Raw genomic sequence first — 25589 nt, 5'->3', positions numbered from 1 at the left:
ACGAAGACGACACGCTTGACCCAGATCACCGTGAGCGCCGCGGTCGTGGCGCTCCTCGCCGGAGCGTGCTCCGGCTCCGACGGCGAGGCCACCGAGCCGACGTCGTCCGCGGACGTCACGGCCGTCGGCACCGGGACGGTCCCCGGCTCCGTGCTCCGCGTCAACTGGGGCGGCTTCCCGGAGAGCTGGGCGCCCGGCGCCGAGATGGAGGCGGGCTTCATGCGCGTCCCCTACGAGAACCTCGTGGCCCGCGTCGACAACGAGATCCAGCCCGTCCTGGCCACCGCGTGGGAGCAGACCGACGAGACGCTCACCCTCACGCTGCGCGAGGGCGTCACGTTCCACGACGGCACCCCGTTCGACGCCGAGGCCGTCAAGGTCAACATCGAGACCGTGAAGAACACCCCCGGGCCCTACGCCGGGCCGTTCCAGGTCGTCGAGTCGATCGACGTCGTCGACGACCACACCGTCACGCTGAACCTCGCCCAGCCGGCGCCGTCGCTGCTCACCACCATGACGACCCGCGCCCTGCCGATCGCCAGCCCGACGGCCATCGAGGACGGCAGCGTCGCACAGACGCCGGTCGGCACCGGACCGTGGGCGTACGACGCCGCCACGTCCGTCGTCGGCACCCGCCTCGTGTTCGGTCCCCACGCCGACTACTGGGGCGACCCGGTCGGCTTCGAGACGATCCAGATCGTGGCCATCCCGGAGGACAACGCGGCCTCCGCCGCGCTGGCCACCGGGGAGATCGACCTCACCGACACCGAGGTCAACCAGCTCCAGACGATGGACGGCGACGAGCAGCTCGACCACCTCAGCTACCCCGCCATCCGCAACAACCCGATGTTCTTCGACCGGGGCCCAGGGGGGATGTTCGAGGACGTCGCCGTCCGCCAGGCGGCCTGCTACGCGATCGACACCCAGGTGCTGGCCTCGCTCGAGCCCGACTGGGAGGTGCGCACGCAGCACTTCGCCGAGGGCGAGCAGGGCTACAACCCCGACATCACCGGATACACCCACGACCTGGCGAAGGCGCAGGAGCTGTACGACGGCGCGGGGAACCCGCCCGTCGACGCCGAGATGCTCGCCACCACGTTCAACGAGAACCAGATGCAGATCTACGCCGAGCAGATGGGCGAGATCGGCATGGACGTGACCGTGCAGAGCGCCCCGCCGCCCCAGTACTTCTCGGAGTGGAACTCGGGCCGCTACCCGCTCGGGCTCGGCGGCAACGACGAGCTCACCCCGTACGACTGGTACAACGCGTGGTTCGCCGCCGACGCGCCCGGCAACCCGTCGGGCGCCGAGAGCGACGAGCTGAAGGCGGCCGCCGACGCGGCCATCGCCGCCGGCTCCTCCGAGGAGGCCGACGCCCTGTGGGCGGAGGTCACCAAGATCATCGCCGACGAGGCCCTGACCTGCGCGCACGTCGCCGGTGAGGAGCTCATCGCCTGGAACACCGAGACCGTGACGGGTGTCGCCGCTCCCACCGAGCACTGGGAGACCAACCTCGTCAACTACCGCGACCTGCGCCCGGCCAACGGCTGACGCACCGCACGACACGAGGAGCAACATCCGATGGGGAAGCTCATCGCCTACCGCCTGGCGTTCGCCGTCCCGCAGCTCGTCATCATCTCCGTGGTCGTCTTCTCCCTGACGTACCTCGTGCCGGGATCCCCGGCCGCGGCGATGCTGGGGAACGCGGCGACGCCCGAGTCCATCGCCCAGGTCGAGGCACAGCTCGGGCTCGACCGACCGCCGTTCGAGCGGTTCGTCGAGTGGTTCGGAGGTCTGCTGCAGGGCGACCTCGGCACGTCCTTCCGGGCGGGCATGCCGGTGACGGACCTGCTGGAGAGCAGGGTGCCGGCCACCCTGTCGATCGTCTTCGGCGGCATGGTCGTGGCCTTCCTCCTCGGGGTGGGTGCCGGTGTCTTCACCGGCACCCGCCCCGGGACCCTCGCGGACCGCGTCGTCACCGGGGGCACCGTCCTCGGTCTCGCGATCCCCGAGTTCTGGCTCGGTCTGCTCCTCACCACGGTGTTCGCGGTCCAGCTCGGCTGGGTGCCGATCGTCGCGTGGACGCCGTTCGTCGACGACCCCGCCGGGTGGCTGGTCGGCATCATGCTCCCGTCGATCGCGCTCGGCGTCACGGGCGGTGCGATCATCGCGCGGCAGACCCGCGCCGCCATGGTCAGCTCCATGTCCTCGCCGTTCATGGACACCCTCACCGCGGCGGGGGTCCCCCGCCGGGTCCAGGTGGCCCGGTACGGGGTGAAGAACGCCCTCGTGCCCGTGCTGGCCTCCACCGGCGTCACCTTCGCCATCCTCATCGGCGTCAGCTTCGTCATCGAGAAGGTGTTCGCCCTGCCCGGGCTGGGCAGCCTCATGCTCACCAGCGTCATCAGCCAGGACTTCCCGGTCGTGCAGGGGGTCGTGCTCGTCACGGCCGTCCTCGTGATCGCCGTGAACCTCCTCCTCGACATCGCCTACGGCCTGATCAACCCCCAAGCGAGGCCCCAGTGACCAGCACGCCCCCCACCGTCGGAGCACCGGCGGCCGAGGCCGCCCCCCGCAAGCAGGCACGCACCCTCCGGCAGGCCTGGCGCCGGCTCAGCACGCAGCCGTCCACCCTGTTCGGCGTGGTCGTGCTGGCCGTCGTCGCCCTGTGCGCCGTGCTGGCCCCGCTCATCGCGCCCTACGCGCCGGAGGCGACCGACTTCACGGCCCCGCTGTCCGGACCCACCGCGGCGCACCCCCTCGGGACGGACGACCTGGGCCGGGACCTGCTGAGTCAGCTGATCTACGGCGCGCAGACGGCGCTCGTCGTCGCCGGCGGGTCCGTGCTGGTCGCCATGGTCATCGGCGTGCCGCTCGGTCTCGTCCTCGGGTACAAGGGCGGCTGGTACGACCGCATCGGCTCCCGTGGCCTCGACGTCGCCGACGCCCTGCCAGGCCTCATGGTCGGGTTCGTCGTCATCGCGATCCTCGGCCGGGGCATGGGCACGCTGATCGTCGCGATCGGCCTCATCTTCTGCATGAACTTCGCCCGCATGACCCGCGCGATCACCCTGTCCGAGCGCAAGAAGCTCTACGTCGAGTCCGCCCGCGTGTCCGGGCTGCGCGAACGCCAGGTGCTGTTCGGGCACGTGCTGCCGAACCTCGCCGGTCCGCTGGCCGTCCAGGGCGCGGTCTTCCTCGGGTCGGCGATCAAGGTCGAGGCGGCGCTGTCGTTCCTCGGCCTCGGGCTCGGCGACGACCAGCCGTCCTGGGGCGGGATGCTCGGCGTCGCCGCGCAGCACCAGGCCGACAACCCGTTCATGGCCGTCGCCCCGGGCGTCGCGATCGTCCTGACGGTCCTCGCGTTCAACCTCGTCGGTGACGGCATCAACGACGCCCTGTCCGGGCGTCGCCGCGTCCGCCGCACCAAGGTCCTGGGCCGCGCCGTCCCGCCGCGGGGCGAGAGCGACCTGACGCTCGCGTCGGTGCGCGCCGCCGCCCAGGAGGCGGACGGCCCGGCGCCCGTCCTCGAGCTGCGCGGCGTCACGATCGTCGCGGACCGCCCCGACGGCGAGACCATGACCCTCGTGGACGACGTCTCGTTCACCGTCGGCCGCGGCGAGATCCTCGGGCTCCTCGGCGAGTCCGGTTCCGGCAAGTCCATGCTCGCCCGGTCGGTGCTCGGCCTCCTGCCCGCCGGCGTGCGCGTCGCGAGCGGGTCGATCAGGCTCCAGGGCCGCGAGCTCGTCGGCTGCGACGAGCGCACCCTGCGCACCCTGCGCGGCAGCGGCCTCGGCGCCGTCTTCCAGAACCCGCAGGCCAACCTCTCCCCCGTGCACACCGTGGGTCGCCACCTCACCGACGTGCTGCGTGCGCACGGCGCCTCGTCGAGGTCCGCCGCGCGGACCCGCGCCGCCGAGCTCCTCACCCTCGTCGGCGTCGACGAGGCCCCACGCCGGCTCAAGCAGTACCCGTACCAGTTCTCCGGCGGCATGGCGCAGCGCGTCGCCATCGCGATCGCGCTGGCCGGGGAGCCCGAGCTGCTCGTCCTGGACGAGGCCACCTCCGCGCTCGACGTCACCACGCAGAGCCAGGTGCTCGACCTGGTGCTCGACCTGCGCGACCGGCTCGGCATGGGGATCGTCAACATCACGCACGACCTGGGCGTCGCGGCGGAGACCTGCGACCGGCTGGCGATCCTCTGCCGGGGCGACCTCCTCGAGGTCGGCGACGTCGAGCAGGTCTTCGACCGTCCCCGCCACCCGTACACCGCGGCGCTGCTCGCCGCCCACCCCTCCGCCGACCACGACGTCGACCGGCTGCCGACCATCGCCGACCACCTCGTCGTCGACGGCGCCCTCACCGGGAAGTGATGCACGGATGACCGCGAACCAGCCCCTGCTCGACGTCCAGGACCTGCGCGTCGACTACGACGTCGCCGGCGCGGCGTCCTGGCGCCGCCGTACCCTCACCGTGGTCCGGGGCGTCAGCTTCACCATCGCGCCGGGCGAGACGTACGGCCTGGTCGGCGAGTCCGGCTCCGGCAAGAGCACCACCGGCAAGGCGATCCTGCGGCTCGCCGACGTCAGCGGCGGCACGGTGCGCTACGACGGCCAGGACATCTCCACGATGCCGAAGGAGACGCCCCTGGCCTACCGGCGGCAGGTCCAGGCCGTCTACCAGGACCCGATCGCCTCGCTCAACCCGCGGCACCGGGTCGGCCGCGCGATCACCGAGACCCTGGCCCGGCACGGCATCGGCGACCGGGCGGAGCGGCGTGCGAGGGCTCTCGCGTCTTTCGAGCAGGTCGGGCTCACCGCCGCGCACCTCACCCGGTACCCGTCCGAGATGTCCGGCGGGCAGCTCCAGCGGGTCGCCATCGCCCGCGCCCTTGTCCTCGAGCCGCGGCTGGTGGTCTGCGACGAGGCCGTCAGCGCCCTCGACCTGTCCACCCAGAGCCAGATCATCAACCTGCTCAAGGACCTCCAGGACGCGTCGGGCGTCAGCTACCTGTTCATCACGCACGATCTGGGCGTCGTGCGGCACATCTCCCACCGGGTCGGCGTGCTGAGGAACGGTGAGCTCGTCGAGCAGGGCGACACCCGCGCGCTCTTCGACGACCCGCAGCACGAGTACACGCGGGCCCTGCTGGCCGCGAGCCCCGCGTCCCACCCCGCGGGCCGCACCGAGCGCCGGGCCGCCCGTCGCGAGGCCCGCGACGCCGCCTGATCGACCAGGAGCATCCGTGAGCACCGAGAACGACCTCGACGACTTCTTCTCCTCCGACCGGGTGACGGCCCGCGACGAGGACGTCACCCTCGACCAGGGCGGCTACCGCGACCACCTGTACGACCTGGACGACCCCGTCCTCGCGCAGTGGCGGGGCCTCGACTACGTCGAGTTCTCGCGGCGCAAGCGTGAGCCGGGGTTCGTGCAGGAGCTGCTCGGTGCGTGGCAGGACCTCTACGACGAGCCGTTCGTCGGGGTGACGACCGACGGCGTCGTGCGGGACGTGCACCGGCTCGTGCCGGTGACCGACGCCGCCCCGGAGGCCGCGCGCGCGGCCGAGCGGCTCCTCGCCCTGCTCGACGACGACCGGCGGGCGGTCGCGCAGCACCCGGTCGGCTCGCCGCGCTGGCGCGCCTGGAGCAACCCCGAGTTCGTCATCCACGACGGAGGCCTGCGCCTGGAGGAGCTCGACGAGCCCGTCGCGCAGGCCGCCCTGGCGATGGTCGAGGCGTCCTTGAGCCCGGAGGGGTACGCGCGGGTCCGGGAGGCGATGGCGCTCAACGGGTTCCTCGGCGATCTCGTGGACCTGCCCGACCTCATGAACGAGCGCAGCTACTGGGTCTCGGTGTTCGGGACGCCGTCGGCCGGTGGCGCGTGGGGATGGCAGCTCTTCGGCCATCACGTCGCCGTGTCGTTCGTGTCCGTGGCCGGGCGGCACGTCGTCGCCCCCGTCTTCCTCGGCGCCGAGCCCGCGCTGTCCGACGGCGCCCGGCCGCCGCTGTTCGACGCGCGGGAGCGCGCCGCCCTGGAGCTCGCGTCCTCGCTCACCGATGTACAGCGCGCCGAGGCTGTGGTGTACAGCTCCGTCCTGGACCCGTCGATGCCCGCCGGTCGACTCCACCCCGCCGACGAGCGGCACGTTGCCGGGGCGTTCCGCGACAACCGCGTGGTCCCGCCCGAGGGCATCCGTGCCACGTCGCTCGACGACCACCAGTGGGCCCTCCTGCGGGCGATCGTCGAGGACTTCCACCTGCTGCTCACCGAGCCGCAGCGCCGACTCACGCTCGCCGACGTCGACGCCCACCGCGACGACACCTGGCTCTCCTGGTACGGCGCCACCGACGGGTCGCAGCCCTTCTACCTGCGCATCCACAGCCCCGTCGTCCTCGCCGAGCTCGACCACCACGCCGGCGTCTGGCTGTCCAACCGGCTGCCCGCCCGGTTCCACGTCCACACCACCCTGCGCCAGCCGAACGGCAACGACTACGGCCGCGCCTACCTCGCCCAGCTCGGGGACGCTTCCCACGACTGACCGGGTGCAGGGTGCAGGGTGCAGGGTGCCGGGTGCCCGGCTGTCGTGGCCGGCGGGCGTGGCCGCCTGCTCGACGCCGGACATCAGCCGGTGCCGTGGAACCTCACGCGTCGACGGCTGATGCGTGAGGATCCACGACCTCGGACCTCACCACGCTGCCCCGCCTCACGCACCGGGAGCTGATGCCGGAGGAGGCGCGGCGGCGGTCAGTGCGTCGCGGCGGGGTCGTCGGCGTGCTGGCGCTCGTGCTCGTGGATCGCCATGACGGTGTTGAGCTCGTGACGGCGTGCGGCGTTCTCGATGACGTCGGGGTCGGCACCGCCCTCGATGAGGTCGATGAGGCCGTCGTGCTCGGCCAGGGAGGCGAGCGCACGGCCGGGCGCGTACCAGAACGCGGAGCGACGGATGAGCTCGAGCCGGGTCCACTCGTCGGAGACCAGGCCGGCCAGGCGGGCGTCGTCGCAGCGGGAGCACAGGAGCTGGTGGAACTCGCGGTTGAGCTCGCCGAACCGGGCGGGGTCGAAGCCGTGGAGGGCGTCGCCCATCGCGCGGTTGAGGGTGCGGGCCCGGTCGAGCTCGTCCCGGGTCAGGTGCGGCGCGGACAGGGCCGTCGCGTACCCCTCGAGGCGGGCGAGGAGCTGCATGGTGCGCTCCCACGAGCCGGTGTCGAAGGTCTTCACGACGGCGCCGGCGTTGCGGACGATGTCGACCCACCCCTCGGCCTCGAGCCGGCGGATGGCCTCTCGCCACGGGACGGAGCTGATGCCGTGGTCGCGGGCGAGCTGGTCGATGACCAGGCGGTGCCCGGGGGCGAACGTGCCCTCCATGATCCCCTGGCGCAGGATCTCGTAGCACTGGTCGGCCTTGCTGGCTGCCACGCTCGGACTTCCTCTCGTGTCGGCGCCGGTGACTCGCCGCGTCGTCGCGGGTCACGCTGGGCGTCAGTTGACCTGGCTGATCATATCGGAGATCACACAGGATTTCCGCTGGTGTCGCCGACGTGCTCGAGGAGCCGTCGGATCTTCGGGTCGGCGGCGCCGCCCCGCCGGCAGAGCACCAGCGCGCGCATCGGCCGCGGGGCCGGGGCGAGCTCGCGCACCACCACGTCGAAGCGTCCCAGGCTCCGCCCGTCGGGGTCGGGCAGGACTGCCCGCGCGGTGCCGGCCTCGACGAGCGGGAGCCCGGCCTGGATGGTCGGGACGGTGCGGATCTCCCGCGGTCGGACGTCGTGCCGGTGCAGCGTCGCCTCGACCGCCTCCGGCAGGCTCGGCACGGCCGCGGTGCGGGTCGGCAGGAGCAGCACCGTGCCGTCGAGGGCCCGCAGCGGGTACGGGTCGGGCGCGTCGACCTCGTCCGGGGGCAGCACGGCGACCAGGGGGACGGGCCCCCAGTCGACGACGTCGAGGACGTCGCGGTGCCGGGCGGCGAAGCGGCGCGGGTCCGCCACGACCACGGCCGCCAGGTCGACCTGACGTTGCTGGAGCATCTCGATCGCGGTCCACGGCGGCGGGTCCACGAGCCGCAACTCGACGTCGGGCGCCGAAGCCGCGTGCTCCCGCAGGAGCGCGGGCAGCCGGTGCCACATGAGCACCGGCACGGCGGCGATCGTCAGGGTGCCCGCGGTGCCGGCGGCGTGCCGACCGAGGCCGGCGACCAGGTCGTCCACCTCGCCGAGGATGCGGGACGAGGCGTCGAGCAGGTACCGGCCGGCGCTCGTCGGCTCGACGCCGCGCGGTCCCCGGTCGAGCAGCCGGACGCCGAGCTCGGACTCGAGCTTCGAGATCGCCACGCTGAGCGGGGGCTGGGACAGGTGCAGGACCTCGGCCGCCGCCGTGAACGAGCCGGATTCGACGACGGCCGTGAAGTACCGCAGCTGGCGCAGCTCCATGCTCCCCAGGCTACGCCGTCGCGCCATACATGATCGCTATGGCGGGGCGAGGACATCGGTAGTTCCCGGAAGGCTCGCCAGGTGTCAGCCTGGTCGCAGGACGGGCTGCCCGGCCCGTGGACCCGAGGAGTCGACGATGCTTCCCCAGACCAGCTTCGAACCGCCGTTCACCCTCACCCGTGCGAGCCACGTCCGGCTCGGGGTGACGGACCTCGACGCCAGCCGCACGTTCTACTCCGACGTCATCGGCCTGGTCGTCACCGCGGAGACCGACGACACGGTGTACCTGCGTGGCCTGGAGGAGGACGCCCACCACTCGTTGGTGCTGGAGCGCGCCGACGACGCGTGGGCGCACCGGATCGGCCTGCGGGTCCGCACGGAGGCCGACGTGCTGGCGGCCGAGCGCCACTTCCGGGCGACCGGCGTCGAGCACCGGCGGGTCGAGCAGGACCACCAGGGTGCGACCCTGCAGTTCCGTGACCCGGTGGGCACGCTCATGGAGATCACCTCGTCCATGGAGACGGTGCGCCGCAAGATGGCGGACTTCCACGACTTCCGGGCCGGTGCGCCGCAGCGGCTGGACCACTACCAGGTGGTCACGCACGACGTGCAGACGGCGACGGACTTCTGGGCCGGACTGGGTATGCGGATGTCGGAGTACACGGCGAAGGACGGCACCGACGAGCTGTGGGGCACCTGGCTGGAGGTGAAGGGCAACACGCACGACCTGGTGTTCACCAACGGCCGGGGGCCGCGCCTGCACCACTTCGCGTACACGGTCCCGGACGCCACGGCGCTGATCCATGCGGCGGACGTCACCGGCTCGAAGGGGTTCGGCCGCGAGATCGACCGTGGCCCAGGGCGGCACGGCCTGTCGAACGCGCTGTTCCTCTACGTGCGTGACCCGGACCAGCACCGCATCGAGCTGTTCACGACGCACTACCAGTTCATCGACCTGGAGTCCGAGCCGATCCGCTGGGACGTGTCGAACCCTCGTCGTGCGCAGCAGTGGGGGTTGCCGGCCTCCGAGCGCTGGTTCTTCGAGGCCAGCGAGTTCCCGGGCGAGGCGGTGCGCGAGCCGCTGCTGACCGCCACCCCGGAGACGCTGGAGCAGTACCTGGGTCTGCACTGAGGTGCACCCGATCCCGACGACCGTCGATCGTATACGATCCAGGAAGCCGGTCGGGTGACGACGCCCGCCGCCGGACCACGAGGAGAACGATGACGACCCCTCCGCCGACCCCCGCCCCGCCGGGCCGGACCACGCGCCCCCCGACGTCGTCGGACACCGCCGGCGACCGCCCCGCACCGCTCGCCGACGACCTGCGCGCCAAGTACCTGCGCGCTCCCGTCGCGGCGCTGTCCGCCCAGCTCCGGGCGCTCGGGTACGACGACGTCACGATCGACGGCGTCACGCCGCTGCACCCCGCGAGCAAGCTCGTCGGCGTGGCCCGCACGCTGCGGTTCGTTCCCGCGCGCCCCGACCTCTTCGCGAGCCACGGTGGCGGGTACAACGCGCAGAAGCGGCTGTTCGACAGCGTCGGTCCGGGCGAGGTGATCGTCGTCGAGGCCCGGCGCGACCCTGGCTCGGGCACGCTCGGCGACATCCTCGCGATCCGGGCCCGGCGCAACGGGGCGGCAGGTGTCGTCACCGACGGCGGCGTGCGTGACGTCGTCGCGGTCACCGCCGTCGGGCTGCCCGTCTACTGCGCGGGCGCCCATCCCGCGGTGCTCGGCCGCCGGCACGTGCCCTGGGAGTCCGACGTCACCGTCGCCTGCGGGGGAACCGCGGTGCAGCCCGGCGACGTCCTGGTGGGCGACGCGGACGGCGTGCTCGTCGTCCCGCGCCATCTCGCCGAGCAGGTGGTCGACGCCGCGCTCGCCAAGGAGGACGAGGACGCCTGGGTGGCCGAGCAGGTCGCCGCAGGACACCCGGTCGAGGGCCTGTTCCCGCCCAGCGGCGAGTGGCGCTCCGCCTACGACGCGTGGCGCAGCACCCGCGCCTGAACCCCTGAGCCCGCCCGGACGGTCCCCCGGCCGTCCGGGCGCCCGACCCCACCGAAGGAGCACCGATGCTTCCCCCGAGACGATCGCGCAGATCGCGGCCGAGCTCGCCGTCGCCGACCGTGAGCGCGGCGTGGTCCCGCGGATCACCGCCCGCTGGCCGGAGGCGACCGTCGAGGACTCCTACGCGATCCAGCGCGTGTGGCGGGAGCAGAACGTCGCGGCCGGCCGGCGGCTCGTGGGCCGCAAGATCGGGCTCACCTCGCGTGCCATGCAGGCCGCCACCGGCATCACGGAGCCCGACTACGGCGTGATGTTCGACGACACCGTGTGGTCCACCGGCGCGACGATCCCGTTCGACGACTTCTCCAACGTGCGGATCGAGGTCGAGCTCGCCTTCGTCCTCGCCCGACCGCTGGAGGGTCCGCACTGCTCGCTCGTCGACGTGCTGCGCGCCACCGAGTACGTCGTGCCCGCGCTGGAGATCCTCAACTCGCACGTCGAGCTCGAGGGACGCACCATCGTCGACACCATCGCCGACAACGCCGCGTACGGCGGGATGGTCCTCGGCGGCAGCCCCACCGCGCCCGACGCCGTCGACCTGCGCTGGGTGTCCGCCCTGCTGTACCGCAACGAGACGATCGAGGAGACCGGCGTCGCCGCCGGCGTCCTCAATCACCCCGCCACCGGCGTCGCCTGGCTGGCGAACAAGCTCCACCAGCACGGCGACCGGCTGGAGGCCGGGGAGACGATCCTCGCCGGGTCGTTCACCCGCCCGACGTGGATCTCCCGCGGCGACTCCGTGCTGTGCGACTACGGACCGATGGGAACGATCACGTGCCGCTTCCTCTGAACCCGACCTTCCGCGCGGCCCTGGCCGCCGCCGACCGCCCCCTCGCCGGGATGTGGGTGTGCTCGGGCAGCCCGCTCGTCGCGGAGATCTGCGCCGACGCCGGCCTCGACTGGCTGCTCGTCGACATGGAGCACGGTCCCAACGACCTGCCCTCGGTGCTGGCCCAGCTCCAGGCCGTCGCCGCCTTCCCCGTCGCGCCGCTCGTGCGGGTGCCGTCGGACGACGCCGTGACGATCAAGCAGGTGCTCGACCTCGGCGCCCAGAACCTGCTGGTGCCCATGGTGTCGTCCGCCGCCCAGGCGCGCGCTGCCGTCGAGGCCGTCCACTACCCGCCGCGGGGACGTCGCGGCGTCGGCTCGGCGCTCGCCCGCTCCGGCCGCTGGAACCGCGTCGACGGGTACCTGACCGACGCCGCCGACCACGTCTCGTTGTTCGTCCAGGTCGAGGACGTCGACGGCGTGGCCGCCGCCGCGGAGATCGCCGCCGTCGACGGCGTGGACGGCGTGTTCGTCGGACCGTCCGACCTCGCCGCCTCCCTGGGGCTGCTCGGGCAGCAGACCCACCCGGACGTCCGCGCCGCCGTCCTGCGCACCTTCGACGCCGTCCGCGCCGCCGGCAAGCCGGTCGGCGTCAACGCGTTCGACCCCGCCGTCGCCGAGGCGTACCTCGCCGCCGGCGCGTCGTTCGTGCTGGTGGGTGCCGACGTGGCCCTCCTCGCCCGCGGGTCCGAGGCGCTCGCCGCCCGGTTCGTCGGCGTCGAGGATCCGGGCCGCGCGGGGTACTGAGCCGGTCGACGGGGCTGCGGTTCCTCAGCCATCAGCCCCGCGATACCGGAGGAACTGCAGCGCCGCCGTGTCCGCCGTCGGACCTCCTCACGCTTCCCGACGGCGATGGCTGAGGAAGTGCAGCCGCCGGGCTGCGCTGACTCGCGCCGACCTGCGCTGACTCGCCCCGGTGTGCGCTGACTCGCGCCGACGGGTGCTCGACGCGGCGGGCGTCGTCGGCGACGATGAGCGGCAGGGCGGCGCCGCAGGACGCCGCCGGGCCGATCCGAGACGGGGGACGCGATGAGCGACGACGCGACGAGCCGGTCGTCCGGAGACGCGACGGGCCGGTCGCACGACGGCCGGGCGGAGACGCCGGACGAGCGGTCGGACCGGAACTGGAACGAGCTGCTGCAGGAGCTGCGGGTCCTGCAGACGGGCGTGCAGATCCTCACGGGCTTCCTGCTGATCCTGCCGTTCCAGTCGAAGTTCGCCGAGCTCGACACGTTCCAGGTCGCCGTCTACCTCGGCGACGTGCTGGTCGCGATCACCGCGACGGGCCTGTTCATCGCGCCGGTCGCGCTGCACCGGGTGCTGTTCCGGGAGCACCTCAAGACGTCGATCGTCACGGGCGGCGACCGGCTCACGCGGGTGGGTCTGGTGCTGCTGGCGGTGGCGCTCGCGGCGACCGCCCTGCTGGTGTTCGACGTCGTCCTGGGCCGGGTGGCGGGGATCGTCGTCGGGTCGTTCGTGGCGCTGCTGCTGCTCGGGCTGTGGGCGGTCATGCCTCTCGTCGTGCGGCGACGGCACCGCGCCGCCGGCGGCGCATGAGGCCGCGGACCCGCCGGCCATGGCCGACCGTTGTGGGATCGTTGCCACCGGATCGCCGCGAACTCTGGAGTTAAGCGCTTTCCATCCGCTAGGTTGCCGCGGGTGAGACGCAACGACGCGAGACGCCACCTCCTGCCCTGTGCCGCCCTGGCGGCCACCACCCTGCTGGTCGCCGGGTGCGCCGGCGCCGACGAGCCGGGCGGCACCGAGACCACCGAGACCGCCGCCGGGTCGTCCGCCTCGGCGTCCGCGAACGCCGCTCCCGCCTCGGCCAGCGCCTGCGCCGACGGCGTCGTGGTCGAGTGGCAGGGCTCCCCCACCGAGAAGAAGGTCTACACCGCGATCGTGCTGTCCACGGTCAGCGGGTCCGGCGCGATCAAGGTCGTGGACTCCTGGGACCGCCAGGAGGACGCGGGCGTCCGGGTCGCGAAGGGAGCCACGGACGCCCAGCACGCCGTCGTGGAGGACGCCGTCGCCGGAGGGCTGCTCGAGGCGGAGCGGGCGCCCCGGCTCGCGGACCCGACCGAGCTGCTGGTCGGCAAGAGCAAGGGCAGGTACATCCAGTACTCGTACACGCGGCACTCCACGCAGGACGCCGTCGTGTCGTGCGCCGACGGCAGCGAGGCCGTCGACGTGGCGTGGACCAGCTTCGAGCTGATGGAGACCGGGCTGTCGTCGTGCACGGACACGCCCGACCCGGTGGCCGAGTACGCCGCGGCCGACGCCATCAGCACGTTCTGCGACCGGGCATAGGGAGACCCGCGGGTCGGAGGTCGTCTCCTGCCGTGCTGGACGAGGGCACGGCACCCGCGGGTCCCGGTGGTCGCGGGGTTCAGCCCGCGACCACCTCGCTGGTCCGAAGAGTCTTCACTTCTCGGATCACCTCCTTTCCGGTACGTGCTCCGAGGCTAGGCGCCCGCCCCGCACCCGCCAACCGTTTTTCGCCGACGGCGTCACGCGTCGGTGCCACCGGCGTCCGACGACGGCGGTACCAGCAGGTGCTCCCACTCGGCCGGGTAGTCGTCCAGCCACTGCTCGAACGACCGGGCAGGTCGCCCGACCAGGCGGGCGACGTCGCCGGACACCCCGGCGAGCTCCCCGGCGGCGATCGCCTCGTACGACGAGATCCACCCGGCGAGCTCCACCGCGGACGCCCCGAGGTGCTCCCGTGACGCGTACGCCTGCCGCACCGTCTCGGCCTCGTACCGGATCTCCCGCCCCGTCACGTCGGACAGCAGCGTCGCGACCTCGGCGAGGGTGAGGGCCGTGGGGCCGGTCACGGAGTAGACGACACCGTCGTGGCGGCGCGGGTCCTCGTCGAGCAGGACGGCGGTCGCGACGTCCGCGACGTCGTCGTGCGACACCGACGCGACGCGGCCCGTGCCCGCCGGGCCGCGGATGACGCCGTCGGGCCCGACGAACGACGCGAGGGCCTGGTGGTAGAGGTTGTCGCGCAGCACCGTCCAGCGCAGCCCGGTGCCGCGCAGGTGCTCCTCGGTGTGGAAGTGGTCGCGCGCGAACGTGAACACGGCGTCCGGGGCGGCGCCGACGAACGACACGTAGACGATGCGCTCCACCCCTGCCGCGACCGCGGCGTCGATCGCGGCCACGTGCTCGGTCACCCGGTCGGCGGACTCGCGGGCGCTGACGAGGAACACCGACTGCACGCCCTCGAACGCTGCGCGCATCCCCACGGCGTCGTCGTAGCCGGCGGCGGTGACGACCTCGCACTCGGGCAGCGGCCGCCCGTCCGCGAGGCGCGGCGCCCGGGCGAGGTCCCGGACCACCAGGCGCTGCCGCGCGCCCTCGGCCGCCAGCCGGAAGGCGAGGCGCGACCCGAGCCTCCCCGACGCCCCCGTCACCGCCACCAGCCCGTCCGCCGACCACCTCATGGAGCCACGCTACGTGCGACGTGGGGCGCCCGCCGGTCGGGGGCCGTGGCGTTCCACCCCGTGGACGGGGCGCGGCCCGTCCGGGGTCAGAGCATGCCGCGCTCGCGGGCGGTGGCGGCGGCCTCGGTGCGCGACCGGCTGCCGAGCTTGGTGTTGACGTGCGCCAGGTGCGACTTGACGGTCGCGACGGAGACGAAGAGCTCGCGCGCGATGGCGTCGTTCGACCGGCCCGCCGCCACCAGCCGCAGCACCTCGAGCTCGCGCGCGCTGAGGCTCTCGCCCGGCGCGCGCAGACGTCCGAGGAGCCGGCGCTGCACGTCGGCGCCGAGCGCGACCTCCCCCGCGGCGGCGGACCGGACGGCGCGGGCGAGCTCCTCGGTGGGCGCGTCCTTGAGGAGGTACCCGGTCGCGCCGGCCTCGACGGCGGCGAGGATGTCGGCGTCGGTGCCGTAGGTGGTGACGACCAGCACGGGGACGGCGTGCCGGCGGACGATCGTGCCGGTGGCGGCCGCTCCGCCCAGGCGCCCGGCGCCGAAGCGGAGGTCGAGCAGGATGACGTCGGCCCGGCCGCCGCCGTCGAGCCAGTCGAGCAGGTCCTCGGCGGACGAGGTCTCGTGCGCGACGCGCATGTCCGGCTGGCTCTCGACGACGGCGCGCAGCCCGGCGCGCACGACGGGATGGTCGTCGGCGAGGACGATGTCGATCACCGGGCGTCCTCCGTCCCTCGGACGGGCAGGGTGACGGCGACGGCAGTCCCGCCGCCCGGGCTGCTCTCCAGCGCCACGGTGCCTCCGAGCTCGTGGGCGCGCGAGCGGATGGCGGGGAGGCCGAACCCTCGTCCGTGGGCACGGTCGCCCGGCTGCGCGGCGTCGAACCCCCTGCCGTCGTCCACGACGTCGAGGGTGACGGCGTCCTCCTCGTACGTGAGCGTCACGTGCGCGTGGGCGGCGTCCGCGTGCTCGGCGACGTTGGCGAGGGCCGACTGGGCGATCCGCAGCAGCGCGGTCTCCAGCGGCACGGGCAGGGGGCGGGGAGTCCCGCTGGTCCGGACGGAGACGGTCGACGGCCCGTGCCGTCCGTCGGTGTCGTCGCCGGTGGTCCCGGTGCGCTCCGCGACCCGGCGCAGGGCCGCGACGAGGGTGGTGCGGTCGAGGTCGCCGGGCGTGAGGTCCTCGACGACGCGCCGTGCCTCCGCCAGGCCGTCGCCCGCAGCCGCCCGCGCCTGGCCGATCAGCGTCCGCGCCCTGACGTCGTCGGTGCCCACCGCGTCGTCCGCGGCCCGCAGCAGCAGCTCGATCGCGGACAGGGACTGCGCCAGGGTGTCGTGGATGTCCCGGGCGAGGCGGGCCCGTTCGTCGGTGACGGCACGCTCGCGCTCGGCCTGAGCGAGGTGCCGGCGCACCTGCGTCAGCTCGTCGACGGTGCGCTGCCGGGTCTGGGACTCGCGCACGAACGCCTCGATCCCCAGCACCACCCCCACCGCGACGGCCGCGCCGAGCACCGGGCCGAGGACGAACCCGGTCCAGGGTTCGCCGTCGCCGGCCTGCACCAGCAGGCCTTCGGCGACCGCGAGCGCCGTGGTGACGGCGACCGCGACGACGCCACGGTGGGGGCCGAGCACGTGCATCTGCCACAGCATCAACGGGAACGCGAGCCAGAGCGCCGCCGGGGACAGCCACAGCAGCGCGGCCCAGGGGACCACGAGCGCGACGACCCACGCGGCGTCGGGCCACCATCGCCCCCGCGGGGTGTCCACGGGCCGTTCGTGCACCCGCACGACCAGGCGCCCCGCGACGTAGAGGGCGCCGAACCCGCCGGCGACGAGCAGCACGGGCACCCCGACGCCCGGCGGCGCCTGCACGACGGCGACCACGACCAGCGCCGCGGTCAGCACGTCCAGCCCCAGGACGAGGCCCCGGGTCGCCGACGGCGAGGGATGGCGGATCACCTGTCCACGGTAGCCAGACCCGGCGGCCGCGCATCGTCCGAAAGGTTGATCGGCGGACCCACCGTCCGGCGTCGCGGGATCACCCCGGATCGCGATGACCGCGGGCGCGGCGGCGCGGAGGCTGGAGGCAGTCCCAGCACCGTCCGTGGAGGTTCCCGTGTTCGTCGCCCTGCGCGATCTGCAGCATGCCCGAGGCCGCTTCGTCCTGATGTCCGTGGTGATCGTGCTGATCACCTTCCTCGTCACGTTCCTGGCGTCCCTGACGGCGGGACTGGCTCGCGAGTCGACGTCCGCCGTGACGGACCTGCCCGCCGACCACCTCGCGTTCTCGATGCCCGCCGCGGGCGACGACCCCGAGTTCACCGCCTCGCGCGTCGAGGCCGGCCAGTGGGAGGGCTGGGCCGACGTCGACGGCGTCGAGTCCGCCGACCCGCTCGGCGTGGCGACCACCCGCGCCGCGACGGACGGCACCACGGCGTCCGTCACCGCCCTCGGGGTGGCCGGCGGCACCGCCCTGGTGCCCGCGGGCGACGACGGCCGGCCCGGGGACGTCGAGCCCGGCACGGTCGTGCTCACCCCCGGGGCCGCGGACGCCCTCGACGCACAGGTGGGCGACACCGTGATCCTCGGCGGAGCCGAGCTGACCGTCGCCGCGACCGTGGACGCCGACCAGTCGTTCTCCCACACCCCCGTCGTGTGGACCTCCCTGGACGACTGGCAGGACATCGGCGCTCGCGGCTCCGCGGCGACCGGTGCCGGGGCGGAGCCGGTGGCGACCGTCGTCGCGCTGACCACGACCGACGACGCCGACCTGGCCGCCGCGGACGACGCGCTCGGCACGACGACCGTCACGACGCAGGACGCCCGCTCGGCGGTCTCGTCGTTCGCCGGGGAGAACACGTCGCTGACGACGATGCAGGCGTTCCTGCTGGTCATCTCGGCCCTCGTGGTGGGCGCGTTCTTCACCGTGTGGACGATCAGCCGCTCGGGCGACATCGCGGTGCTCAAGGCGCTCGGCGCCTCCACCCGGTACCTGCTGCGCGACGCGCTCGGCCAGGCCGCCGTGCTGCTCGTCGGCGGCGTCGCCGTCGGTACCGGGCTCTCCGTGGCCGCCGCGACCCTGCTGCCGGACGCCGTCCCCGTCGTCGTCACCGCCACCACCACCCTCGTGCCCGCCGCGGGCCTGATCCTGCTCGGCCTCGTCGGTGCCGGCGTCTCCGTGGCCCGCATCACCCGCATCGACCCGCACGCGGCCCTCGCCGCCCGCTGACCGTCCTCGCCCGCACCGAAGGAGCCACCCGTGGACCTGCACCTGGAGCACGTCACCCTCGTCTACCCCGACGGCGAGAGCACCCTCACGGCCGTCGACGACGTCGACCTCACCGTCCCGGCCGGCACGACCACCGCGCTGCTGGGCCCGTCCGGGGCCGGCAAGTCCAGCCTCCTGGCCGTGGCGGCCGGGCTCACCCGCCCGAGCCGCGGGACGGTGACCATCGGCGACGACGTCGTGCTCACGCCCGACACCTCGGTGGCGCAGGCGACGCGCGTGCGGCTCGAGCGCATCGGCATGGTGTTCCAGTCGCCGCAGCTGCTCGGCTCGCTCACCGCGCTGGAGCAGCTCGAGCTGCACGCCCACCTGCGCGGCAGGCGCCCGGCCGCCGTGCGCGCGTGGGCGATGGAGCTGCTCGACGCCGTCGGCGTGGCCGACCATGCGGGGAAGCGTCCGGCGCAGCTGTCCGGCGGGCAGCGGCAGCGGGTCGCGATCGCCCGCGCCCTCGTCGGCCGGCCCGAGGTGCTGCTCGTCGACGAGCCCACGTCCGCGCTCGACCACGAGCGGGGCACCCAGGTGGTCGAGCTGATCACCGACCTCGCCCGCGAGACGTCGGCGGCGACGCTGCTGGTGTCGCACGACGCCTCGACACTCGCGACCGTCGACGCCACCGTGCGGATGCTCGACGCCCGCCTCGAGGACCCCGCGGCTCTCGCCCGGGCCTGACCGACCCGCCTCAGCTCTGTCCCGTCCCGGCGCCCTCGAGGCGCCGGGACGCGCGCACGACGGCGGTCGCGGCGACGAGCCCGGCCACCAGGAACACCCCGGCCACCAGCAGCGACCCGCGGGTCGCGTCGGCGAAGCCCTGCGACAGCGCGTCCACCACGGCCGGGCCCTGCTCGCCCAGCTCCCCGGCGGTCCCCTGGTCGCGCAGACCGGTGATCACGTTCCCCGCCGACCCGGCCGTCGCGTCCGCGAGCTGGGTCACCTGCTCGTCAGGCAACCCCTGCCCGTCGAGCGACGCGGGCACGGTGGTCGCGAGGAGCACCGCGAGCGCCGTCCCCACCAGCGCGGTGCCCAGCGCGGAGCCGACCTGGCGCACGGTGGACTGCGTGGCCGAGCCCTGGCCCGACTGCGCGGGGGGCACCTGGGCGAGCGTCGTGCTCGTCAGCTGTGCGGAGGCGAGGCCGAGCCCGACGCCGTAGACCACGAGGACGACGGCGAGCAGCCAGGGCGAGACGTCCGGTGTCACGACGAGCGCGACCGCGGCGACACCGACCACCTCCAGGACGAGGCCGATCACGACGACGAGCGGCGCACCCACCCGGGCGGCGAGGTGGCGGGCCGACGCCCCGGACAGGAAGGCGCCGATCGCCATCGCCGCGAGCACCAGGCCGGCGCCCATCGTGGACAGGGCCAGGACGTTCACCAGGAACAGCGGCAGCACGAAGATGATGCCGAACTCCCCCACCGCCACGGCGGTCGCGGCGACGTTGCCCCACCGGAACGTGGGGATGCGGAACAGGTCGAGGTCCAGCAGCGCGGAGCGCCCGACCCTGGCCCGGTGCCGCTCCCACACGACGAACAGCACCAACAATCCCAGACCGAGCGCGAGCAGCACCGGCACGGGTGACACGGGTGCCGTGGCCGGCCACGTCATGCCGAGCACCTGGAAGTCGGTCTTCGGCGCCCACCAGCCCAGCGTCTGGCCCTCGATGAGCCCGAACACCAGCGCCCCGAAGCCGAGCGCGGACAGCAGCAGCCCGTCGACGTCCAGGCCCGGCACGTCCACCTTCGTCCGGGTCTCGGGGACCCACAGCAGGGCGCCCACGACGACGGCCACCCCGATCGGCAGGTTCACCAGGAAGATCCACGGCCAGGTGAACGACGTCGTCAGCCATCCGCCGGCCAGCGGGCCGATCGCCGCCGCCCCCGAGATCACCGCGCCCCACACGCCGAACGCCGCGGCGCGGTCCTTGCCCCGGAACGTCGCGTTCACCGTGGACAGCGTGGTCGGCAGGATCGCCGCGGCGCCGAGGCCCTGGACGAGTCGGCCGCCGATGAGCGTGCCGCCGTCGTCCGCCGCGGCGGACATCACGGACCCGGCCAGGAAGAGGGCGACGCCGACGACGAGCAGCAGGCGGCGCCCGATCCGGTCGCCCAGCCGGCCGGCGGACAGCAGCAGACCGGCGAGCACGACGGCGTACGACGCGCTCACCCACTGCGCGTCGCTGAGCCCGAGGCCCAGGTCCGCGACGATGTCCGGGATCGCGACCGCGACGATCGTGCCGTCGATGACGACCATCGACAGCGCCACCGACAGCACGACGAGGGCCCGCCACCGGTTCGCGTACGCCCGGTCGTCGCCGGCCGGTCCCCCGTCGCCCGGGTCGGCCGACCCCGCACGCGTCAGATCAGCATCCATTCCTCAGCCTCCACGACGACATCACGGGCGACACCAGGTGACACGCTGTCAGAACAGTCGTGGTCGCGCCCGGCGAGCACCGCCTCAGCGGCGCCCGAACCAGCGCCGCCACCCGCGCGGCTCGGGCTCCGGCTCGGGGGCCGCCTCCGGCGCGGGCGGCGGCACGTAGGCGCGCCACCACCGGTCGAGCTCGCGCCAGACGACGTCGCGCACCGGCGCGGCGGACAGGGTGACGTCGTGCAGGGCGCCCTCGACGCGGCAGAGCATGACCAGCGGGCCGAGCTGCACGGTGCGGCGGGCGACGCCCTCGACGTCGAGCACCGTGTCGGTGCGCAGCATGTCCTCGCTCCAGCGCAGGGGCGCCGTGGAGCGGCTGGACAGCAGCACGAGCACGGGGGCGTCGATGTGCAGGCCGCGGGCGACCCGGTCGTGGCCGGAGAAGATGGCCGCCATCCACGCGGGGGTGGCCCGCCAGCCGTCGTCGGGACGCCAGGCGGGGTCGATGTCCCACTCGCCGTCGAACCGGGACGACACGGACCGCACGTAGTAGCCGAGGTCGACGTTCATGAGCTGCCGGCGCGGGGCGAGCGCCGCCTGGGCGCGCATCCCCGGCTCCAGCACCATGCGGCCCACCCGGCGGGTCTGGAACTCCAGCCACGGGCTGTTCAGCACCAGCGCGTCGGCGCGGCCGGGCCGGTGCTCGGCCCACAGGCTGAGCACGAGCCCGCCGGTCGAGTGCCCCAGCAGGATCAGCCGTCGCCCGTGGCCGCTCTCGGGGCCGTGCCCGATCAGGGCGAGCGCCGCCTCGACGTCCTCGTCGTAGGTGCGCAGCCGCGTGACGAACCCGGGCGTCTGGTGCTCGCGGATGCTGCGGCCGTACTTGCGCAGGTCGAGCGCGTGGAACCGCACGCCGCGGCGTTCCCAGAAGTCGGCGAGGTGCGTCTGGAAGAAGTAGTCCGTCCAGCCGTGCACGTACAGCACGTCCGTGCGTGCGTCCGGGACGCCGTCGGCCGTGCCCGGCCGGGTGCGCCGCACCACGGTGGCGACCACGTCGCCCTCGAAGTCGGGGGCCAGCCGCAGGGTGCGCTGCTCGAAGCCGGGCAGCACGTCCGGGTCCCAGCCGGGCGACGTCGGCGGCGGGGCGGGCTCCATGGCCCGAACCTAGGCGGGACGCGGGCGGGCCGCGACCGGTGTGCGGCCGGTGCGTCGACGCGGCGTCAGGCGGCGCGCAGCAGGTCCGGCGTCGCCAGGAACGTCACGGGCACGTCGACGAGGTCGCGCAGCCGGTCCGCGAACAGGCTCATCCCGGCCTGCTCGCTCGGCACGTGCCCCACGACGACCAGCCCCGTGCCGAGCACGCGCGCCGCGTCGGTGGCGTACGACGCCGTCTCCCACTCGTGCGCCTCCCCCACGACGACGACGTCGACGTCGTCGCGCCGCAGCAGCGCCCGGTTGCGGGCGAAACCGCGGAACCCGAGGTCGAGCGCGACCCGCCGCACCGGCGCCTGCGGGTCGCCCGCGCACCGCAGCTGGTCCGCCCCGAAGGTCTCGGCGATGTTCCCGGCCAGAGCCCCGAGCGTCGTCGGCGGCACGTCGCACACCGCGGTGCCACGGTCCGCCTCGGCGGCGTCGAGAGTCCAGCCCAGCGCCCGCGCGAACCCCTCGTCGATGCCGTCCGGGCGGCGGTCGTGCCACGCGTCGTGCATCCGCCACACCACCAGACCGTGGGCCGCGACGTACGCGGCCTTCGCGGCCTGCACGGGGTCGGCCTCGGCGACGAGGTCGGGCACCTGCGTGCCCTGGTGGTCGTAGTACAGCGGCTCGTGCGTCACCACGACGTTGGCGCCCACCGCGACGGCGCGCTCCAGCACCTCCAGGGTGGCGAGCGTCGTGACCGCGACACCTGTCACGCGAGCGTCCGGGTCGCCGGCGTCGATGCCGTCGACGGTGGTGGGGCGGGCCGCCACGCCCAGGGCCGCGGTGGCGCGGGCGACCAGGTCGCCCGCCGTCGTCGTCGTCACGGGTGTCCACGCTACCCGCGCGCCGCCGGCCGGCGCCCCCGCGGCGCGGCTCGGGGCGGGCATGATGGGCGCATGAAGGTGTCGCGCCGCAGCCACGTGCCCCCGTTCGCCGTGATGGAGGTGCTCGCCGCCGCGAACTCGCGGCGCGCCGCCGGGCACGACGTGCTCAACCTGTGCGCGGGCGAGCCGTCGACGGGCGCGTCCGACGTGGTGCGCGAGCGCGCGGCCGACCTGCTGCGCGGCGCGGACCTCGGGTACACCGAGGCGATGGGCGTGCCCGCGCTGCGCGCCGAGATCGCCGGGCACTACCGCCGCTGGTACGACGTCGAGGTGGACCCGGCGCGCATCGCCGTCACCACCGGGTCCAGCGGCGGGTTCGTGCTGGCGTTCCTCGCGGCGTTCGACGTCGGCGACCGGGTGGCGCTCGCCCGCCCCGGCTACCCGGCGTACAAGAACATCCTGTCGGCGCTGGGGTGCGAGGTCGTGGAGCTCGACTGCGGCCCGCAGACCCGGTACCAGCCGACGGTCTCGCAGCTCATGGAGGCGTACTACGGCGGCGGGCTGGACGGGGTCGTCGTGGCCTCCCCCGCGAACCCGACCGGCACGATGATCACGCCGGCCGAGCTCGACGCGATCGCCGGCTGGTGCGCCGACCACGACGTGCGGCTGATCAGCGACGAGATCTACCACGGCATCGCGTACACCGACGACGTCCAGCAGTCCACCGCCGCCTCGTACACCGACCGCGGGGCCGTCGTCGTCAACTCGTTCTCGAAGTACTGGGCGATGACGGGCTGGCGGCTCGGCTGGCTGGTGCTGCCGGACGAGCTGGTCGGGCCGGTGGACGCGCTGGCGGGCAACGTGGCCCTGTCTCCCCCGGCGCTCGCCCAGCACGCCGGCATCGCCGCGTTCACCCCTGCGGGCTACGCCGCGGCCGCGGAGAACGTCGCCGCGTACGCCGCGTCGCGGGCCGCGCTGCTGGACCGCGTCGACGAGCTCGGCTGGCGGCCCGTCGCACCCGCCGACGGCGCGTTCTACCTGTACGGGAACGTGTCGCGGTTCGGCCTCGACGCCGTCACCTACTGCGCGCGGCTGCTCGCCGAGGCGGACGTCGCCATCACGCCGGGCACCGACTTCGACGCCGAGCGCGGCCGGGACTGGGTGCGGCTGTCGTTCGCGGCGGCGCCGGACGTCGTCGCGCGGGCCGTGGACCGGATCGTCGCCTGGCAGGCGACCCTCGAGTGCTGACGGCGGCTGAACCGGGCCGACCCGGGCTGTTCCGGGGACGCCGACACCCCGCGGTCCGGACGGACGGCGGGGCGTGCGGGGCGCGGGGACCTGCCGGTCAGGCGACCGTGGCCGGGACGCGGAGCGCCGACGGCGCGGTCTCGGTCGTGACCGACGGCGTGACGACCGGCAGGGCACCGGTGAGGGTGACCGACTCGGCGACGCGCTCGGCCGTCGCGAGGTCGAGCGGCGTCTCGACGAGGGGCAGGTCGAGCTCGACGACGGAGACCACGGCGGGCTCGACGGCCACGGTCCCGGCGGTGGCGGTGGCGGCCTGCTGCTCGGCGAGGCGGGCGCGCTGCGCCATGAGGAGGGTCTGGATGCCGATGACGATCCACGCGACGTTGGCGGCGGCCGAGGGCCACACCCCGTTGACGCCCGCGACGACGCACATGAGGATCGCGGCCACGATGTTGGTGGCCTGGAAGGCCGACGAGCTCGATGTCCAGCGGCCCCGGCTCACCTGGGCATAGGCGACCAGACCGGCGGCGGCGCCGATCCAGCCGAGGACGGTGATCACGGTGAGCAGGGTGGGGGACATCTTGGCTCCGGGCACGACGGTGGCAGCAGGCTGCCAGGGCAGGGGTAGGGGGAGGCGCAGGGTCCCGGGAGCCGGGTTCCTCCGGGGTGGTCCCCGGAGCCTGCGCTGCGTCCATGGTGCGGCAGATTTTCGTTCAGCACAATTTCATGCTTCTCCGAACGGGAGTTAGCATCGCTACATGGCTGCGGACCCACGAAGACTTGCCTTTCTCCTTGCCGTGCACCGTGCCGGGGGCGTGCTCGCGGCAGCAGATCTTCTGCATGTGACCCCGTCCGCGGTGTCTCAGCAAATCGCCCGTCTGGAGCGTGAGGAGGGCTTCCCCGTCCTCGACCGAGGGCCTCGCGGCGTCACCCTCACCCCGGCCGGCCGGGTCCTCGCCGACGCCGCCGAGCGGATCGAGTCCGAGCTGCTCGAGGCGCGTCAGGCCATCGCCAACCTGGGCGAGGGCGTGACCGGTTCCGTCGCCATCGGCGCCTTCCAGTCGGCGATCCGTGCGGTCGTCGCCCCGCTCCTCGGGACGCTCGCCGAGCAGTACCCCGGCGTCACCGTCGACGTCCGCGAGCACGAGCCCGCCGACTCCCTGCGGATGCTGCGCGCCGGCGACCTCGACATGGTGCTGCTGGAGCGCGACGTCGACGTCGACTCCCCCGCCCCGCGCGGCTCCCACGACGTGCCCCTCGTCGACGAGCCGTGGCTGCTCGTCGTGCCGCTCAGCCTGCCCACGCCCGAACGGATCGACGACCTGCGCGACATGCCGTGGGTGGGCGCCATGCCGAACACCGCCGCCGACCTCGCGCTCCGCCGCCTCGGCCGCACCCTCGGCACCTCCCTGGAGGTGCGGCACTCGTTCTTCGACTTCGACACCGCGCTGGCGCTCGTCGGCGCCGGTCAGGGCCTCGCCATGCTCCCGGCGCTCGCCGTGCGCCGCTCCGAGCCGCCCGAGGGAACCCAGATCGTCGCGCTGCCCGGCCTCGGATCGCGGCGCATCGTGGCCCGGCACCGCTCGACCCGGCACGAGCCCGGACCGGCGGTGCGCGCCGTGGTCGACGCGATGGTGGACGTCGCCCGCGAGCTCGACCTCGGCTGAGGCGGTGGTGCAGCGGACGGTGAGGGTGAGGAACGAGCGCTCGCCGGGCGCGGAGCCGCAGCCTCGGCCGAGCAAGGGCTCAGGGTGACGCGGAGGTGACCCGGTAGACTCGCCCGCACAACCGCACAGCCGCTCGAACCGTGTCGGGAGAGCCTGCCGAGGGATCGGCAGCGCCGAAGGAGCAAGCCCTCCCCGGGAATCTCTCAGGCCCCAGTACCGTCACGGCGAGGCACCTCT

General features: G+C 74.0%; 23 protein-coding genes, 1 pseudogene and 1 riboswitch. Of the genes and pseudogenes, 15 read left to right on the top strand and 9 right to left on the bottom strand.

Annotated elements, in window-relative coordinates; all coding sequences use genetic code 11:
- Nucleotides 1-15 precede the first annotated feature (15 nt).
- The 5 genes from I598_RS12195 to I598_RS12175 are packed head-to-tail and all read left to right on the top strand — an operon-like array spanning nucleotide 16 to nucleotide 6541.
- Nucleotides 16-1551, top strand: coding sequence for an ABC transporter substrate-binding protein (locus I598_RS12195; RefSeq protein WP_198155689.1), 1536 nt, complete (start codon nucleotides 16-18; stop codon nucleotides 1549-1551).
- 30 nt (nucleotides 1552-1581) lie between these two features.
- On the top strand, nucleotides 1582-2526 hold the full coding sequence (locus tag I598_RS12190) for an ABC transporter permease (protein WP_068203191.1): 945 nt from the start codon (nucleotides 1582-1584) through the stop codon (nucleotides 2524-2526).
- Nucleotides 2523-4373, top strand: coding sequence for a dipeptide/oligopeptide/nickel ABC transporter permease/ATP-binding protein (locus I598_RS12185; RefSeq protein WP_068203190.1), 1851 nt, complete (start codon nucleotides 2523-2525; stop codon nucleotides 4371-4373). Before I598_RS12190 ends, I598_RS12185 begins: the two co-directional genes overlap by 4 nt.
- A gap of 7 nt (nucleotides 4374-4380) precedes the next feature.
- Nucleotides 4381-5229, top strand: a complete 849-nt coding sequence (locus tag I598_RS12180) for an ATP-binding cassette domain-containing protein (RefSeq protein ID WP_068203189.1) — start codon at nucleotides 4381-4383, stop codon at nucleotides 5227-5229.
- A 16-nt stretch (nucleotides 5230-5245) separates the two neighbouring features.
- Nucleotides 5246-6541 (top strand): DUF3500 domain-containing protein, encoded by a 1296-nt coding sequence (locus tag I598_RS12175; RefSeq protein ID WP_083973242.1) that lies wholly within the window; start codon nucleotides 5246-5248, stop codon nucleotides 6539-6541.
- Between the two features lie 206 nt (nucleotides 6542-6747).
- Here I598_RS12175 and I598_RS12170 read toward each other — a convergent pair whose 3' ends face one another.
- Both I598_RS12170 and I598_RS12165 read right to left on the bottom strand, forming a co-directional pair.
- Nucleotides 6748-7419, bottom strand: coding sequence for a GntR family transcriptional regulator (locus I598_RS12170; RefSeq protein WP_068203188.1), 672 nt, complete (start codon nucleotides 7417-7419; stop codon nucleotides 6748-6750).
- Between the two features lie 92 nt (nucleotides 7420-7511).
- Entirely contained in the window at nucleotides 7512-8429 is a 918-nt protein-coding gene (locus I598_RS12165; protein WP_068203187.1) for a LysR family transcriptional regulator, read from the bottom strand.
- 136 nt (nucleotides 8430-8565) lie between these two features.
- On the opposite strand from I598_RS12165, the gene hpaD reads away from it, so the two are divergent.
- The 6 genes and pseudogenes from hpaD to I598_RS12135 all read left to right on the top strand — a co-directional run bounded on the left by hpaD (nucleotide 8566) and on the right by I598_RS12135 (nucleotide 13634).
- The gene (hpaD, locus tag I598_RS12160) at nucleotides 8566-9561 is read left to right on the top strand and encodes a 3,4-dihydroxyphenylacetate 2,3-dioxygenase (protein WP_068203186.1); all 996 of its coding nucleotides are present in this window, start codon (nucleotides 8566-8568) and stop codon (nucleotides 9559-9561) included.
- A 149-nt stretch (nucleotides 9562-9710) separates the two neighbouring features.
- Nucleotides 9711-10436: pseudogene (locus tag I598_RS12155) on the top strand (RraA family protein); the annotation flags it as partial.
- A gap of 82 nt (nucleotides 10437-10518) precedes the next feature.
- Complete coding sequence (locus tag I598_RS12150; protein WP_068205254.1) at nucleotides 10519-11286, top strand: fumarylacetoacetate hydrolase family protein; 768 nt, start codon at nucleotides 10519-10521, stop codon at nucleotides 11284-11286.
- The gene (locus I598_RS12145; protein ID WP_068203185.1) at nucleotides 11271-12071 is read left to right on the top strand and encodes an HpcH/HpaI aldolase family protein; all 801 of its coding nucleotides are present in this window, start codon (nucleotides 11271-11273) and stop codon (nucleotides 12069-12071) included. Before I598_RS12150 ends, I598_RS12145 begins: the two co-directional genes overlap by 16 nt.
- A 282-nt stretch (nucleotides 12072-12353) precedes the next feature.
- Nucleotides 12354-12881, top strand: a complete 528-nt coding sequence (locus I598_RS12140; protein WP_068203184.1) for a DUF6328 family protein — start codon at nucleotides 12354-12356, stop codon at nucleotides 12879-12881.
- A gap of 102 nt (nucleotides 12882-12983) precedes the next feature.
- Complete coding sequence (locus I598_RS12135) at nucleotides 12984-13634, top strand: hypothetical protein (RefSeq protein ID WP_068203183.1); 651 nt, start codon at nucleotides 12984-12986, stop codon at nucleotides 13632-13634.
- A gap of 200 nt (nucleotides 13635-13834) precedes the next feature.
- Here I598_RS12135 and I598_RS12130 read toward each other — a convergent pair whose 3' ends face one another.
- The 3 genes from I598_RS12130 to I598_RS17670 all read right to left on the bottom strand — a co-directional run bounded on the left by I598_RS12130 (nucleotide 13835) and on the right by I598_RS17670 (nucleotide 16721).
- A complete protein-coding gene (locus I598_RS12130) occupies nucleotides 13835-14773 on the bottom strand; it encodes an SDR family oxidoreductase (protein ID WP_068203182.1) in 939 nt (312 codons plus the stop codon).
- A gap of 86 nt (nucleotides 14774-14859) precedes the next feature.
- On the bottom strand, nucleotides 14860-15480 hold the full coding sequence (locus I598_RS17675; protein ID WP_068203181.1) for a response regulator: 621 nt from the start codon (nucleotides 15478-15480) through the stop codon (nucleotides 14860-14862).
- Complete coding sequence (locus I598_RS17670; RefSeq protein ID WP_068203180.1) at nucleotides 15477-16721, bottom strand: sensor histidine kinase; 1245 nt, start codon at nucleotides 16719-16721, stop codon at nucleotides 15477-15479. The genes I598_RS17675 and I598_RS17670 overlap by 4 nt, the downstream gene beginning before the upstream one ends.
- Nucleotides 16722-16866: 145 nt before the next feature.
- Between I598_RS17670 and I598_RS12115 the strand changes: the two genes are divergently transcribed.
- On the top strand, nucleotides 16867-17991 hold the full coding sequence (locus I598_RS12115) for an ABC transporter permease (protein WP_232314145.1): 1125 nt from the start codon (nucleotides 16867-16869) through the stop codon (nucleotides 17989-17991).
- A 30-nt stretch (nucleotides 17992-18021) separates the two neighbouring features.
- Nucleotides 18022-18717 carry an ABC transporter ATP-binding protein gene (locus I598_RS12110; protein ID WP_068203178.1) on the top strand — a complete coding sequence of 232 codons (696 nt, stop codon included), beginning with the start codon at nucleotides 18022-18024 and terminating at the stop codon, nucleotides 18715-18717.
- A 10-nt stretch (nucleotides 18718-18727) separates the two neighbouring features.
- On the opposite strand, the gene I598_RS12105 is transcribed toward I598_RS12110, so the two are convergent.
- From I598_RS12105 to I598_RS12095, 3 genes are all read right to left on the bottom strand, one after another.
- Nucleotides 18728-20416 carry a DHA2 family efflux MFS transporter permease subunit gene (locus tag I598_RS12105; RefSeq protein WP_083973236.1) on the bottom strand — a complete coding sequence of 563 codons (1689 nt, stop codon included), beginning with the start codon at nucleotides 20414-20416 and terminating at the stop codon, nucleotides 18728-18730.
- 84 nt (nucleotides 20417-20500) lie between these two features.
- Nucleotides 20501-21568: an alpha/beta hydrolase gene (locus I598_RS12100; RefSeq protein ID WP_068203177.1), complete on the bottom strand. Its 1068-nt coding sequence runs from the start codon at nucleotides 21566-21568 to the stop codon at nucleotides 20501-20503.
- Between the two features lie 65 nt (nucleotides 21569-21633).
- A complete protein-coding gene (locus I598_RS12095; protein ID WP_068203176.1) occupies nucleotides 21634-22437 on the bottom strand; it encodes a Nif3-like dinuclear metal center hexameric protein in 804 nt (267 codons plus the stop codon).
- 72 nt (nucleotides 22438-22509) lie between these two features.
- On the opposite strand from I598_RS12095, the gene I598_RS12090 reads away from it, so the two are divergent.
- Entirely contained in the window at nucleotides 22510-23685 is a 1176-nt protein-coding gene (locus I598_RS12090) for a pyridoxal phosphate-dependent aminotransferase (protein ID WP_068203175.1), read from the top strand.
- A 97-nt stretch (nucleotides 23686-23782) separates the two neighbouring features.
- Here I598_RS12090 and I598_RS17900 read toward each other — a convergent pair whose 3' ends face one another.
- Nucleotides 23783-24265: a CBU_0592 family membrane protein gene (locus I598_RS17900; protein WP_068203174.1), complete on the bottom strand. Its 483-nt coding sequence runs from the start codon at nucleotides 24263-24265 to the stop codon at nucleotides 23783-23785.
- A 178-nt stretch (nucleotides 24266-24443) separates the two neighbouring features.
- Here I598_RS17900 and I598_RS12080 point away from each other — a divergent pair, with 178 nt between their 5' ends.
- Nucleotides 24444-25352: a LysR family transcriptional regulator gene (locus tag I598_RS12080; RefSeq protein WP_068203173.1), complete on the top strand. Its 909-nt coding sequence runs from the start codon at nucleotides 24444-24446 to the stop codon at nucleotides 25350-25352.
- 134 nt (nucleotides 25353-25486) lie between these two features.
- A riboswitch (glycine riboswitch) is annotated at nucleotides 25487-25581 on the top strand.
- Nucleotides 25582-25589: the final 8 nt, after the last annotated feature.

The sequence above is a fragment of the Isoptericola dokdonensis DS-3 genome, from assembly GCF_001636295.1.
GTDB lineage: Bacteria > Actinomycetota > Actinomycetes > Actinomycetales > Cellulomonadaceae > Isoptericola > Isoptericola dokdonensis.
The sequence above is the reverse complement of the archived record's forward strand: the minus strand, read 5'-3'. Positions and strand labels throughout refer to the sequence as shown.

Excerpts from the sequence above, each read along its gene's own strand:
- I598_RS12190 (WP_068203191.1), top strand. The coding sequence starts at position 1,582 with ATGGGGAAGCTCATCGCCTACCGCCTGGCGTTCGCCGTCCCGCAGCTC.
- I598_RS12180 (WP_068203189.1), top strand. The coding sequence starts at position 4,381 with ATGACCGCGAACCAGCCCCTGCTCGACGTCCAGGACCTGCGCGTCGAC.
- I598_RS12165 (WP_068203187.1), bottom strand. The coding sequence starts at position 8,429 with ATGGAGCTGCGCCAGCTGCGGTACTTCACGGCCGTCGTCGAATCCGGC.
- hpaD (WP_068203186.1), top strand. The coding sequence starts at position 8,566 with ATGCTTCCCCAGACCAGCTTCGAACCGCCGTTCACCCTCACCCGTGCG.
- I598_RS12140 (WP_068203184.1), top strand. The coding sequence starts at position 12,354 with ATGAGCGACGACGCGACGAGCCGGTCGTCCGGAGACGCGACGGGCCGG.
- I598_RS12130 (WP_068203182.1), bottom strand. The coding sequence starts at position 14,773 with ATGAGGTGGTCGGCGGACGGGCTGGTGGCGGTGACGGGGGCGTCGGGG.
- I598_RS12105 (WP_083973236.1), bottom strand. The coding sequence starts at position 20,416 with ATGGATGCTGATCTGACGCGTGCGGGGTCGGCCGACCCGGGCGACGGG.
- I598_RS12100 (WP_068203177.1), bottom strand. The coding sequence starts at position 21,568 with ATGGAGCCCGCCCCGCCGCCGACGTCGCCCGGCTGGGACCCGGACGTG.
- I598_RS12090 (WP_068203175.1), top strand. The coding sequence starts at position 22,510 with ATGAAGGTGTCGCGCCGCAGCCACGTGCCCCCGTTCGCCGTGATGGAG.
- I598_RS17900 (WP_068203174.1), bottom strand. The coding sequence starts at position 24,265 with ATGTCCCCCACCCTGCTCACCGTGATCACCGTCCTCGGCTGGATCGGC.
- I598_RS12080 (WP_068203173.1), top strand. The coding sequence starts at position 24,444 with ATGGCTGCGGACCCACGAAGACTTGCCTTTCTCCTTGCCGTGCACCGT.